This is a genomic window from Enterococcus sp. AZ171, assembly GCF_051714005.1.
Taxonomy (GTDB): Bacteria; Bacillota; Bacilli; order Lactobacillales; family Enterococcaceae; genus Enterococcus_B; species Enterococcus_B pernyi.
On record NZ_JBIORA010000001.1, the window covers coordinates 2,690,679 to 2,703,388 of the forward strand.

At 40.0% G+C, this 12,710-nt stretch carries 11 protein-coding genes and 1 other RNA gene; 6 read left to right on the forward strand and 6 right to left on the reverse strand.

Annotated elements, in window-relative coordinates:
• From IGJ49_RS12945 to IGJ49_RS12965, 5 genes are all read right to left on the reverse strand, one after another.
• A complete protein-coding gene (locus tag IGJ49_RS12945; RefSeq protein WP_010734222.1) occupies positions 1 to 2,214 on the reverse strand; it encodes a RelA/SpoT family protein in 2,214 nt (737 codons plus the stop codon).
• 231 nt (positions 2,215 to 2,445) lie between these two features.
• Positions 2,446 to 3,207 (reverse strand): 16S rRNA (uracil(1498)-N(3))-methyltransferase, encoded by a 762-nt coding sequence (locus tag IGJ49_RS12950; protein WP_438723789.1) that lies wholly within the window; start codon positions 3,205 to 3,207, stop codon positions 2,446 to 2,448.
• Positions 3,208 to 4,155 carry a 50S ribosomal protein L11 methyltransferase gene (prmA, locus tag IGJ49_RS12955; RefSeq protein ID WP_010734220.1) on the reverse strand — a complete coding sequence of 316 codons (948 nt, stop codon included), beginning with the start codon at positions 4,153 to 4,155 and terminating at the stop codon, positions 3,208 to 3,210. It lies immediately after the preceding gene.
• Positions 4,156 to 4,167: 12 nt separating this feature from the next.
• Complete coding sequence (locus tag IGJ49_RS12960) at positions 4,168 to 4,656, reverse strand: DUF3013 family protein (protein ID WP_010734219.1); 489 nt, start codon at positions 4,654 to 4,656, stop codon at positions 4,168 to 4,170.
• Positions 4,625 to 5,293, reverse strand: a complete 669-nt coding sequence (locus IGJ49_RS12965; RefSeq protein WP_438723792.1) for a DNA-3-methyladenine glycosylase — start codon at positions 5,291 to 5,293, stop codon at positions 4,625 to 4,627. The genes IGJ49_RS12960 and IGJ49_RS12965 overlap by 32 nt, the downstream gene beginning before the upstream one ends.
• A gap of 206 nt (positions 5,294 to 5,499) precedes the next feature.
• Between IGJ49_RS12965 and IGJ49_RS12970 the strand changes: the two genes are divergently transcribed.
• The 4 genes from IGJ49_RS12970 to IGJ49_RS12985 all read left to right on the forward strand — a co-directional run bounded on the left by IGJ49_RS12970 (position 5,500) and on the right by IGJ49_RS12985 (position 7,976).
• On the forward strand, positions 5,500 to 6,780 hold the full coding sequence (locus IGJ49_RS12970; RefSeq protein WP_153830542.1) for a replication-associated recombination protein A: 1,281 nt from the start codon (positions 5,500 to 5,502) through the stop codon (positions 6,778 to 6,780).
• A gap of 77 nt (positions 6,781 to 6,857) precedes the next feature.
• A non-coding RNA gene (ssrS, locus tag IGJ49_RS12975) (6S RNA) lies at positions 6,858 to 7,052 on the forward strand.
• Between the two features lie 91 nt (positions 7,053 to 7,143).
• Complete coding sequence (locus tag IGJ49_RS12980; RefSeq protein WP_010734216.1) at positions 7,144 to 7,431, forward strand: hypothetical protein; 288 nt, start codon at positions 7,144 to 7,146, stop codon at positions 7,429 to 7,431.
• A gap of 71 nt (positions 7,432 to 7,502) precedes the next feature.
• On the forward strand, positions 7,503 to 7,976 hold the full coding sequence (locus tag IGJ49_RS12985) for a universal stress protein (RefSeq protein ID WP_010734215.1): 474 nt from the start codon (positions 7,503 to 7,505) through the stop codon (positions 7,974 to 7,976).
• Between the two features lie 48 nt (positions 7,977 to 8,024).
• On the opposite strand, the gene IGJ49_RS12990 is transcribed toward IGJ49_RS12985, so the two are convergent.
• Positions 8,025 to 9,977 carry a sucrose-specific PTS transporter subunit IIBC gene (locus IGJ49_RS12990; protein WP_438723795.1) on the reverse strand — a complete coding sequence of 651 codons (1,953 nt, stop codon included), beginning with the start codon at positions 9,975 to 9,977 and terminating at the stop codon, positions 8,025 to 8,027.
• A gap of 230 nt (positions 9,978 to 10,207) precedes the next feature.
• Between IGJ49_RS12990 and IGJ49_RS12995 the strand changes: the two genes are divergently transcribed.
• Together IGJ49_RS12995 and IGJ49_RS13000 are read left to right on the forward strand one after the other, a co-directional pair.
• Positions 10,208 to 11,686: a sucrose-6-phosphate hydrolase gene (locus IGJ49_RS12995; protein WP_438723797.1), complete on the forward strand. Its 1,479-nt coding sequence runs from the start codon at positions 10,208 to 10,210 to the stop codon at positions 11,684 to 11,686.
• A 12-nt stretch (positions 11,687 to 11,698) separates the two neighbouring features.
• Positions 11,699 to 12,682, forward strand: a complete 984-nt coding sequence (locus tag IGJ49_RS13000; RefSeq protein ID WP_010734212.1) for a LacI family DNA-binding transcriptional regulator — start codon at positions 11,699 to 11,701, stop codon at positions 12,680 to 12,682.
• The last annotated feature ends 28 nt before the right edge of the window (positions 12,683 to 12,710 follow it).

Genomic DNA, 12,710 nt, shown 5'->3' on the forward strand with positions numbered 1-12,710 from the left:
CTAGCCATTCATCCGGCGTACGCTATATACATCCGGTACAGTCTTGATTTTATCGACAATACTTTTCAAGTGTGACAAGTTACGTATCCCTACTGTCAAATGGATCGTCGCCATTTTGTCTTTATTCGTTCGTGCTTCGACACTGTTTAGATTTTTAGTCATCGCATTCACTGTCTGCAAGACGTCATTTAACATGCCCGAACGATTATAGCCATAGATCTCTAAATCAGCATCATACTCTTTGTTCGTATTTGAAGTGTCTTCCCATTCAACGTCAATCAACCGTTCTTCCACGTTTGGTTTATCCGGTTGGACATTCGGACAGTCTTTGCGATGGATCGAGATACCACGTCCTTTGGTGATATAGCCCACGATGTCATCCCCTGGTACAGGATTGCAACAACGGCTGATCCGGATCAACAAGTTTTCAACACCTTGGATGACGACGCCACCTTCATGACGAACCTTCATTTTTTCAGGCTCTTTTTTAGGTTGATTCATCAACTCTTCTGCTTCTTGTTTTTGTTGCTCGATTTTTTGTTCTTTCCGCTCTTTTTCAGTCAAGCGATTAGCCATCGTCAATGGACTTACTTCGCCATAACCAATCGCAGCATACATATCTTCTTCTGTTTGAAAATTCAAGCGTTCTAATGCGTCGTGTAATTTATTTTTTGAAAGAATCTCCTTTGGTACAAAACCAAGATCCATAATACACTTCACTAAAGCTTCATGGCCCTTCGTCACATTTTCGTCTCGATCTTGCCCTTTGAAGAAACGCTTGATTTTATTTCTCGCTTTACTTGTGGCTACTAATTTCAGCCAATCACGACTTGGTCCAAATGAATTTGGCGAAGTCAGAATCTCGATGATATCACCATTCTTCAATTTGTAATCTAATTGGACCATTTTCCCATTGATTTTGGCACCAGTCGTTTTGTTCCCGATATCTGTATGGATGCTATAAGCAAAGTCTAACGGTCCTGATCCTTTAGGAAGTTCAGTCACATCGCCTTTAGGGGTGAACACATAGACTTTATCACTAAAGATATCGCCTTTCACACCCTCCATGAATTCAGAAGCATCGTAACTTTCATCTTGCAATTCGATGATCTCATGGAACCAACTTAACTGTTTTGTCATCCCATCGGGTTCAACTTTGTCGCCTTTTCCTTCTTTATATGCCCAGTGAGCAGCTACCCCAAACTCAGCGATTTCGTGCATTTCTTGGGTACGGATCTGAATCTCGACAGGGTTGCCAGCTGGTCCGATAACAGTCGTATGCAACGATTGATACATATTCGCTTTAGGCATCGCGATATAATCTTTGAATCTACCTGGCATAGGTTTCCATTTCGTATGGATCGCTCCTAGTACTGCATAACAATCTTTGATCGAATCCACGATCACTCGGATTGCCAGTAGATCATAGATTTCATTGAATTGCTTCTTTTGGTCTTTCATCTTACGGTAAATCGAATAGATGTGTTTCGGGCGACCATAGATCTCTGCAAAAATCCCCAATTCTTCCGTTGCTAAACGGATATCCTCCACTGTACCACTGACATAATTTTCACGTTCTTCTCGTTTTGTTTGCATCAAGTGAACGATTCGATAATATTGCTTTGGATTGAGATAACGCAGCGCCGTATCCTCTAATTCCCATTTGATTCGACTGATCCCTAAACGATGAGCAAGCGGTGCGTATATTTCCAATGTTTCTTGCGCAATGCGTCGTTGTTTATCTTCCCGCAAATGCTTTAACGTACGCATGTTATGTAAACGATCGGCTAACTTCACCATGATTACACGTAAATCTTGAGCCATAGCTAATAACATTTTGCGGTGATTTTCCGCTAGTTGTTCTTCGTGGGATTTGTATTTGATTTTCCCTAACTTCGTCACTCCGTCCACCAACATTGCCACGTCGTTCCCGAAGGCTTCTCTTAAATCTTCTAAGGTTACTTCTGTATCTTCTACCACATCATGTAAAAAACCAGTGGCAACCGTATGGGGGTCCATTCGTAGATCTGCAAGAATCCCTGCAACTTGGATCGGATGGATGATATAAGGTTCTCCTGATTTACGAAATTGTCCCTCATGTGCAGTGGTCGCGTAGTCACATGCTTTTTGCACAAAAGCGACATGTTCAGGTCCCATGTATTGGCTAACCATCTTAATGACGTCAGGCCCTGTTAATATTTCTTCTTTTGGCATGGGAAACATCCCCCTTTCTATTCATAATCAAAACAGATATTTTTTGTCGTGAGAAAGCATTTTTTTATAGCTTAGGATCAAATAATTGTTCTTATTATACCGATTGTGTCAATGATTTTCAATTCCGTACAAAAGGCAAAATCCCACTTTCACTTTGAGGGATCAAGAAAATAGGAAAATTCATACATTTGTTTTGTAGAAGATCGTTATCCCTAACGATTAACTCGCCTATTACTTGCTAAGTGCTTGTAATTCAAGTTGGAAACTTGCGGCACTTAACAAATACAATGGCGCAGTTTCTGTTCGTAGGATTCTTGGACCAAGACCACAAAGAATGCCACCTTGTGATTCGAAATGAGCGATTTCTTGAGGTGATAATCCGCCTTCTGGGCCAAACACTGCAAGGATCCGAGTACCTGGTAAAACAGATTGCAGTATTTTGGCTAAATTAGCGGCTTCCCCTTGTTTTGCTGATTCTTCATATGCAACCAGAAGGACATCATACGAACTGAGCGTCTCATAAAATTGCTTTTCTGTCTCCATTAAAGATACTTGCGGTACGACTTGGCGATGCGACTGTTCCGCCGCTTCCTGTGCAATCTTGACCAACCGCTCTTGTCGCTTTTTGCGTTTTTTGGCATCCCATTTAACGACAGAAGCAGCAGCAGGAAATCCCACAAACCCGTGAGCGCCTAGCTCTGTCCCTTTTTGTACGATCCAATCCAACTTATCCCCTTTAGGATATCCGCTAGCAATCGTGATCTTGCAGGATAATTCTTTTTGAACACTTTCTTTCGCCACTTCGATTAAGAAGACTTCATTCTCCTTCATTTCACTGATTTCTGCAATGATCGCGATCTGGTCGTTAAATGCTAAATAGACCTGATCTTTCACTGCCATTCGCATAACTCTTACCATATGGTGATAGGCTTCACCCTCTATTACAAAACGCTCTTGTGGTCGATAAGGCTCATCTAGAAAATATCGTTGCATTTAATCCACCTCAGGCTTTTTTAGCATAATGGCATACCAATCTTTTTGTTGGAACACTTGATCGACAACAAAACCTTGTTCTTCCATCGCCGTAAGAACCATTTCTTTCTTCTCTTCAATGATTCCAGAAACGATCAACGTCCCAGTTTGTTTTAGTAAACGCCACGCATCAGGAATCATCAACAAAATGATATCTGCCAAAATATTAGCTACGATCACATCGCTCTCGCTCTCGATGCCTTTTAATAGGTCATTGGCTGACACATGCACATCTTTTGCTACTTCATTTAGGTCCATATTTTCTTTTGCTGAACGTACTGCCACTTCATCGAGATCATACGCATAGACTTCTTTTGCCCCTAAATGCTTCGCCGCAATACTCAACACTCCGGAACCAGTACCGACATCTAAAAGCGTTTCTCCACCTCGCAAGGTCGACTCCAGTGCTTGTAATGTCAAAGAAGTCGTTGGATGCGTACCTGTTCCAAACGCCATCCCTGGGTCTAATGTAATGATTTTTTCTAATGGATCAGTCGTTTGATAACTTTCCCAACTTGGTACGACAGTTAGTAGACGTGTGATCCGAACCGGATGATAATATTTTTTCCAAGCCGTTGCCCAATTGCTTTCTTCGACTTCACTCACCGTCACAATGTTCTTACCGATCGCTAATCCAAATTCGGGTAATTTTGTCACACGTTCTTTGATAAAGGGTAAAATTTCCGGTAAAAAGATCGTTTCAGGGAAATAAGCCATCACGATGGCACCCTCTTCAATCGTTGTAAAATCTTCTTTTGTCAGGATTTCTCCATAAGGATCAGATTTAAAATTTTCGACGTCCAATGAATCTTCGATCGCGACACCACTCGCTCCTGCTTCCATTAAAATATTTGCGACTGCTTCAACCGCTTCACTCGCCGTTTCGATTTTGACTTCATTCCATTTCATATACGTTGCTCCTTAATAGCTGGGATAGGGTAGATATACATCTTTTTCATTTTGTTGTTTTTCTTCGACTAAACGTGTGAACACATGGTTATCCCATTTCAATTCAAAGACAGCTGTTTCGTCTTCTGCATCTAAAAAATCTAAAAGATCACTTTGACCTTGTGCTAATACATCATTCAAGTAGTCAATCAGTGCATCGGCTACAGAACTCGCTAACCCTTTCTTTCCTTCATAAGGGATCACTGCCAGATAATCTTGCTCATCAAATATAGATTTTTCTGGGTTGAATAATAAGACACCATCTTCAAATTCAATGATTTCTTCTTCCGAGACAACACCTTGGGCATCATCTAATTCAAAATGTGCCTGATTTTCTGCAAATAAACGTACCACGATCTCAATCGTATGGTTTTTTGTGTCCCAATCTAACGCCACATCATAGTCTGTGATCTTCTTTTCAATGGCTGTATCAAGGTAATCCAATATTGTTGTTTTCTTCATTTTGTTTCCTCCAACCCCAGTCTTCATCGACTTGGTTCTTTTTTTGTAATGAAAGATACGGATTTCCAGCAACGACAAAACGCAATGGTTTTTCCGTCCATTCTCCTTTATTCGGTATACCGATTCTAGGCAACGCCAATATTTTTTTTGGTAGCCGTTTTTTCTCAAAAACCAAACGCAACGAGCTATCACGAATCGACTGTCCATATAAATCTGGTGATAGACCTAAGGCTTCCACTAATTTCCCTGGACCATTACTAATATCAGGACCCGCCTTCCCTTTGCGATTCAGGCTCATTTGCTCAATCCCCTCCACAGGCTCAATGGCACGGATCATCACTCCTTGTGGTACTCCTTCAGGTTGTGTGATGATATTTAAAATCAAGTGGGTGTGCATCGTGTAGAGATAGATCGTTCCTGGTTCTTCATACATTGCACGCACTCGAGGCGTACGCCGCATACCATAACTGTGAGCAGCCAGATCTTCCGGACCTAAGTAAGCTTCTGCATCTACGATATAGCCACCTAAGCGCCCATTTGGTGTTTCATATTCCAGATACATTCCTAGTAAATCTTTTGCCACTTCTGCCGTTGTTTTATTTAATAAAAGTTCATCTAATTGTTTTTGATTTGTCATTTGCTTCACCACCTTTATCATACACAATATTAGGCAAAGAAGCTATGAAAAAAGCGGGTCAACGAGTTGGCGATTACCATTGCTGAACTAGAGAAACCTATTTCTAGCTTCTCGCCCTATTCTGACTATTCCTCCGCCTTTTGCGCCCCTTTATCCTATGAGATATGTTATAATAAACGAACGAATAATCTAAAGGAGGCAGACTGATGCAACAACCATTAGCCTATCGGATGCGTCCGAAAAATATCGATGAAGTCGTTGGCCAACGCCATTTAGTTGGTGAAGGTAAAATCATTCGCCGAATGGTTGATGCAGAAATGTTATCTTCCATGATTTTATATGGACCACCCGGCACAGGAAAGACAAGTATCGCTAGTGCCATTGCTGGCTCAACTAATTTTGCCTTTCGGATGTTGAATGCCGCGACCGATTCTAAAAAAGATCTACAAGTTGTCGCCGAAGAAGCTAGAATGAGCGGTACTGTGATTCTTTTACTTGATGAAGTCCATCGATTAGATAAAACAAAGCAAGATTTTTTACTTCCGCATTTAGAAAACGGTCGTATCATCTTGATTGGGGCAACCACTGAAAATCCTTATATCACGATTAATCCAGCAATCCGTAGTCGGACACAGATCTTTGAGGTAAAACCGTTAGACGAAGAAGATATCCAATTAGCAATTCATCGTGCATTGTCCGATAAAGAAAATGGCTTAGGAGAATCATCGATTAAAATAGATGAAAATGCCTTGCTTCATCTATCTCGTGCCACTAACGGTGATTTGAGAAGCGCACTTAATGGCTTGGAACTTGCTGTACGTTCCACTAAAAAACAAGAAGACGGTACAATTCATCTCACCCTCGCGATTATCGAAGAGTGTATCCAGCGAAAAGCATTGACGCATGATAAAAATGGGGATGCTCACTATGATGTGATCTCCGCATTTCAAAAATCCATTCGTGGGAGCGACGTGGATGCTGCATTACATTACTTGGCGCGTTTAGTCGAAGCTGGGGATTTAGCAAGTATTTGTCGTCGCCTGATGGTGATTGGCTACGAAGATATTGGCTTAGGCAACCCTGCTGCTGCGGCTCGAACAGTCAACGCTGTGCTAGCTGCCGAACGTTTAGGTCTACCAGAAGGTCGTATCCCTTTAGCTGATGCAGTCGTCGATCTTTGCCTTTCACCAAAATCCAATTCTGCCTATACCGCATTAGATACAGCCATTGCAGACATAAGAGCAGGAAAGGCAGGCGAAATTCCTGATCACTTAAAAGATAGCCATTATCAAGGGGCCAAGTCATTGAATCGAGGTGTAGACTATCAATATCCTCATAGCTACGAAAATGCTTGGGTCGATCAACAATATCTACCTGATAAACTGAAACATACACAGTATTATCAACCTAAAAATACTGGGAAGTACGAACAAGCCTTAGGACAGCAATATCAGCGCATTAAAGAATGGCAGAAAAAAACACAATAACCACCGTCATTGAAAGCGTTCAAAATTATTGAGCGCCCACATTGCTCTTTTTAAATCCATGTGCTACTATAGAAGTGGGAAATCTGTGATGTTCGAATTGTCCTCTTTGTGTGTTGACCGAACATTTTTATTGATATCTTGGGACCTGTCTTGTGTCACAGCTGGTAACATGCCTTATCATTTGGTAGTTCGATGCGACGACCATGGGACCCACCTGCTTGAATTCGCGGGATCAATACTACAGGACAAACAACGGCATTAACGGAGATTACCATTTTTTTACCTATTAAGAGGCAGTACCGATTTATCGGTGCTGCCTCTTTTATGGTATGATTGGTTTTAGAAAAAGTAGGAGTGGATACAATGATTCGTTTATTGATGGCGATTGCCGCCTTATTGCTATTATTTGTCAGTTATTACTTATTTAAAAAACAAACGATTTTTTTCGTTCTTATCGAACAGAATAAAAAGAATCAAGATTTTCTAAGTATTTTCGGTTCGATCTACGCATTTTTAGGACTTCTAGGACTCGTTGTCGTAGCAATCAATCATCGTTTTTTTGCATTACTTTATTTAGTCATCGTAATTGCTGTTGCCTCTGTCTTCAGCATCGGTTTTGCCAAAAAAATGACGAAACCTGACAGTAAATAATTCTCATTTCTTTGAATTTGCTTTACAATAGAATTGTAAACCAAGTATCTTTTTTGAAGGAGTGAATGCTGATGTTACAACAATATAGAAAAATCATGGTTGCGGTCGACGGTTCTGAAGAAGCCGAATTAGCGTTTAAAAAAGCAGTAAACGTTGCTTTAAGAAATAACAGCGAGCTTTTATTAGCTCATGTCATTGACACACGATCTTTCCAAACTGTTTCATCCTTTGATGGCATGTTGGCAGAACAAGCAACAGAAATGGCCAAGCAAACACTAGCCGATTATGAGATGAAAGCTAAAAAAGCTGGATTACATCAAGTGACAACTGTGGTAGAATACGGTTCTCCAAAGCATATCATTGCTAAAGAAATCCCTGAAGACCATGAAGTGGACTTGATCCTTTTAGGTGCAACTGGACTCAACGCAGTCGAACGTCTATTTATCGGTTCTGTTTCAGAATACGTTATTCGCAATGCAGCATGTGATGTTCTAGTCGTACGTACAAACTTAGAAAATCAATTACCAAAAAAAGAAGATAAGTAATTATTTCATAAAAAGCATTGAGAAATAAAAATTTCTCAATGCTTTTTATTAGTTAGATTCTGTCTTTGAACGTAGCATGAGCAATCTTTCTTTGCTATCTACTGTGCCTTCTGTAACAAGAGTAATTGATTCATACGATAAAGAATTGGTAATAATCACCATTACCGTATCATCATAGCCGGCTTGCTTGAGCTTTTGCTGATCAAATCTTCCCAACAACTGGCCTTTCTTTACCTTATCTCCTACCTGAAATTCTGTCGAAAACCCTTGACTATTTAATTCAACTGTATCAATACCGATATGGATCAAAATTTCTCCACCAGCATCTGTTTTCAACCCATAGGCATGTTTCGATTCATAAACAACAGTCAGTTCACCATCGGCTGGAGCAAATAAAAGTCCTTCCGTTGGTCTGATTGCTATTCCTTTCCCCATCATTTCTTGAGAAAACACAGGGTCATTTACTGCTTGCAGTGATATCAGTTCACCAGAAACAGGAGCGACGATTACTTCTTCTATCACACGTTCCTCCTCTTCTTTTGCATCACTCGGTACATCTGCTGTTTCCGGTTCTTCACTAGCAAGTAGGTATGCATGTTTTTTCCCATAAAGATATGTTGTAGTGAAACCAACGAGTAAACTGATCAGGATACCTATCATGAAAAAAGGAATCTGATTAGGCGTAATTGAAATAAAGCCGATGACGCTGGCGGGACCTAAAGCAATAGCAAGTACATGGAAAAAACCGATGAACATGGAGGAAATCCCGGCAGCAATCATTCCACAAATAAATGGAAACTTTAATTTTAGATTGACACCAAAAATTGCTGGCTCTGTAATTCCTAGTAAAGCAGAGATGCTAGCAGAAGTTGCTAAACTTTTTTGCTTTGTATTTTTAGTCAATAACATGATGGCAAGTGTTGCTGCCCCCTGTCCAACGTTTGCCATTGAAGCAACTGGGAAAATAAATGTTCCTCCCGTTCGAGCCACGTCAGCCAATAAAGATGTTTCAATTGCTGGAAAACTTTGATGAAGACCAGTGATCACGATTGGTGAATAGAACAAACCAAAAATCCCTAAACCGATTGCTCCGGTTGTTTGATACAACCAACTCAATCCTGCTGTTAAGCTGTCTCCGACTGTTTGCATCACTGGACCAACCACAACGAATGTCAAAAAACCTGTAATGATAATTGCTAACATCGGTGTAAATGTATAATCAAATGCATTAAGTAAACGTTTATGGAAAAATTTCTCTAAATTCGCCAAAATCCATGAAACAGCTAAAACTGGTAAGACCGATCCTTGGTAACCTGCTTGAGCAATGTTTAACCCAAAAATATTCCAATAAGGCATTGTTCCTTCTGCCACAGCATTTGCTACGCTGTACCCATTGACCAGCTCCGGCATCACCATCGCCATTGCCATTGCTGCTCCTAGATAAGGATTGCCACCAAATCTTCGCGTTGCTGAAAAACCTACTAGGATCGGGAGAAATGCAAATGGAGCAGAAGCCAGTAAATTAATAATGCTAGTCACATCTTTTAAATTAGGATACATCTCAATCACTGATTGTGGTCCGAATAGATCTTGTGCGGTCAAAACATTATTGATTGCCATCAATAACCCACCTGCGACTAAAGCAGGAACAATTGGTACGAATATATCAGACAGTACTTTGATCAAGGACATAAAAGGATTCTGTTTCTTCCCTGATTGTGCTACCGCTTTCAAATCGTCAGTCGATGCTTCTTTTGTACCGGTCAGCTGGATAAGTTCGTCGTAAACATTATTCACATCACCTGCGCCTATAATGATTTGGAATTGATGGTTTGCTTCAAAGGTTCCTTTTACTTCATCAATGGCATCTAGTGCCTTTTGATTCACTTTCGCTTGATCTTTTAATACTAAACGCAAACGAGTTGCACAATGTGCGGCAGCTTGGATATTATTTTCCCCTAGTGCGTCATTGATTTCTTTTGCCACTTTTGTATAATCCACTTTTTGTCCCCCCTATATAATCTAAACATCAATTTTTTGTAACCGTTATCCTAGTTTGAGTATGCCACGACACTTCACAATTGTCAAACGTTTATCAAAAATAAAGCTTATATTTTATAATAAATAACTAGAGAGAACGATAAAAAAAAACAACAATAATGATATGCGTTTGACATTAATGCTGGTTCGAGCTATTCTATAATAGAATACGTTTACAAGGAGTCGTACTTATGAATAATAATTTTAAATGGACACGTCAACTACGTTATCAAGCTTATCAGGCGTGGCCTCAAGAGTATCAAACACTGTTAAAGGAACAAGTAGCTCATTCTCCTTGGCGTTTGGATTACCACATTCAGCCACCTTCTGGTTTGTTGAACGACCCAAATGGTTTTTCTTTTTTCAACGGCAAATGGCACTTATTTTACCAAGCTTATCCGATGGGCGCTGTTCATGGGTTAAAATCTTGGTACCACTTGACTTCTAAGAATTTAGTCGATTGGCAAGAGGAAGGATTGAAACTTCTACCCAGCACATCATATGATAGTCATGGCGTCTATTCCGGTTCAGCACTTCCGGTTAATGACAAATTATTTTTGGCCTATACAGGCAATGTCCGTGATGAAAATTGGGCACGCACTTCGTATCAGTTGGGTGCATGGATGCAACCTAATGGCGAACTATCCAAATTAACCACCCCACTGATTTCTAAGCCACCTTACGGCTATACACAAGAATTTCGAGATCCTCAAGTGATTTTTTATAAAGACGAATATTTGTTATTGTTGGGTGCACAAAATCAAAATAAACAAGGGGAAATTTTAGTTTACCGTAGTCCCGATCTAGACACTTGGTCTTACGCAGGTCCTTTACAATTTACGCAACAATCGATGGGATTTATGATCGAGTGTCCTAACTTAGTATTCATTGACGGAAAAGCGCTATTGCTCTTTTGTCCACAAGGCTTAGAACAGTCAATTTTGGAGTATCAAAATATATACCCGAATGCTTACATCATCGGAGAAGCCTATGACATCGAAACGAATCAACTTACCCAACCTTTAACCCTTAAAAACCTTGACGAAGGCTTTGATCTTTATGCTACTCAAGCATTCAACGCTCCTGATGGTCGTGCCTTAGCAGTTAGTTGGATCGGGTTGCCTGAAATCAGTTATCCGACTGATCCATTTGGCTGGGCCCATTGTTTAAGTATCGTCAAAGAGTTGACGATTGAAAATGGGACACTCCATCAACGTCCTGTAAAAGAAATGAGTCAATTACGGATTGATCCGCCATGTTCTTTGAATCATTCAGTCTCACAGATAAATACCGAGCAAAATCGCTACGAAATCAACTTAGAGTTTAAAGAAAATCAAAGTGGAAAAATTCATTTATGTAGTGATCCCATGGGAAATAACGGATTGATCCTCTCTTTCGATCGCAGGCATGGTAAAATGAAAATAGATCGTAGCTTATCAGGAGAAGTATTTGCAGAAGATTATGGTGTCACAAGAGAATTTACAATTTCACAAGAACCTTTGTCTTTACAAATCTTTGTTGATATTTCTGTAGTCGAAATCTTTATCAATGACGGTAAACAAACGACTACTGCCCGAATTTTCCCTTCAAGCGAACAGACCACACTCTTGATCGAATGTGACCATGCCTTCTCAGGAACGCTTTGGAAGTTACGTAAAATGAATGAATAGAGGGTAAGTTAAATGGTTGTTAAATTAACCGATGTAGCCAAAAAGGCTGGAGTCTCACCAACCACTGTATCACGTGTCATCAATAACTACGGCTCATTGAGCCAAAAAACAATCGATAAAGTAAATCAAGCAATGAAAGAATTAAATTATCAACCCAATTCATTGGCTCGTTCTCTTCAAGGAAAAAACACCCAATTGATTGGCTTGATTTTTCCTACAGTTGCCAACCCTTTCTTTGGTGAATTAGTCGAACAATTAGAAAGTAAGCTATTTGATTTAGGATACCGTTCAATATTATGCGATAGTGCAAACAATAAAGAAAAAGAACGAAACTACCTCAACATGTTAGCTGCAAACAAAGTAGATGGTATCCTTGCTGGAGCGCATAATCTGGGTATCCAAGAATACGAAAATATTGAACTACCCATTGTCTCCTTCGACCGCTATTTAGCAGAAGGAATTCCAATTATCAGTAGTGACAATTTACGTGGTGGATACTTAGCTACCGAAAACCTTTATTTAAAAGGTGCCAGAAACATTGCCATCTTAACTGGCTCCCAAGAATCAAATTCACCGACCAATCAACGATTGAATGGATATTTGGCATTTATGGAAGAATTCCAGTTAGAGCCGCACGTGTTTCATTTTCATTCTACTGCCCGCTCAACTGCTTTAAAAAATTTAGAGATCAAACGGATTTTAGAAATGGAAACAATTGATGGTTTATTTTGTACAGACGATTTAACTGCTATTTTAGCCTATAATCTCTGTCAAGAGTTGCATATTAAAATTCCTGAAGAAATAAAAATCATCGGGTATGATGGAACAAAAATGATTCAAAATTATTTCCCACAGCTCTCGACCATCGCACAACCAATTACAGATATTGCTGACATCTTAGTCGACCTAATGCTCCAACGGATCCAAGATCCAGAGAAACCACTTGAATCCAACTATGTGTTGCCAGTGAAATTGATTCAAGGAAGCACGACATGAAACAATCAGCGATTTGAATGAAAGTATA

Bases quoted from the DNA above. Each gene is read 5' to 3' on its own strand.
- IGJ49_RS12945 (WP_010734222.1), bottom strand. From the start codon at position 2,214: ATGCCAAAAGAAGAAATATTAACAGGGCCTGACGTCATTAAGATGGTT.
- IGJ49_RS12950 (WP_438723789.1), bottom strand. From the start codon at position 3,207: ATGCAACGATATTTTCTAGATGAGCCTTATCGACCACAAGAGCGTTTT.
- prmA (WP_010734220.1), bottom strand. From the start codon at position 4,155: ATGAAATGGAATGAAGTCAAAATCGAAACGGCGAGTGAAGCGGTTGAA.
- IGJ49_RS12960 (WP_010734219.1), bottom strand. From the start codon at position 4,656: ATGAAGAAAACAACAATATTGGATTACCTTGATACAGCCATTGAAAAG.
- IGJ49_RS12965 (WP_438723792.1), bottom strand. From the start codon at position 5,293: ATGACAAATCAAAAACAATTAGATGAACTTTTATTAAATAAAACAACG.
- IGJ49_RS12970 (WP_153830542.1), top strand. From the start codon at position 5,500: ATGCAACAACCATTAGCCTATCGGATGCGTCCGAAAAATATCGATGAA.
- IGJ49_RS12980 (WP_010734216.1), top strand. From the start codon at position 7,144: ATGATTCGTTTATTGATGGCGATTGCCGCCTTATTGCTATTATTTGTC.
- IGJ49_RS12985 (WP_010734215.1), top strand. From the start codon at position 7,503: ATGTTACAACAATATAGAAAAATCATGGTTGCGGTCGACGGTTCTGAA.
- IGJ49_RS12995 (WP_438723797.1), top strand. From the start codon at position 10,208: ATGAATAATAATTTTAAATGGACACGTCAACTACGTTATCAAGCTTAT.
- IGJ49_RS13000 (WP_010734212.1), top strand. From the start codon at position 11,699: ATGGTTGTTAAATTAACCGATGTAGCCAAAAAGGCTGGAGTCTCACCA.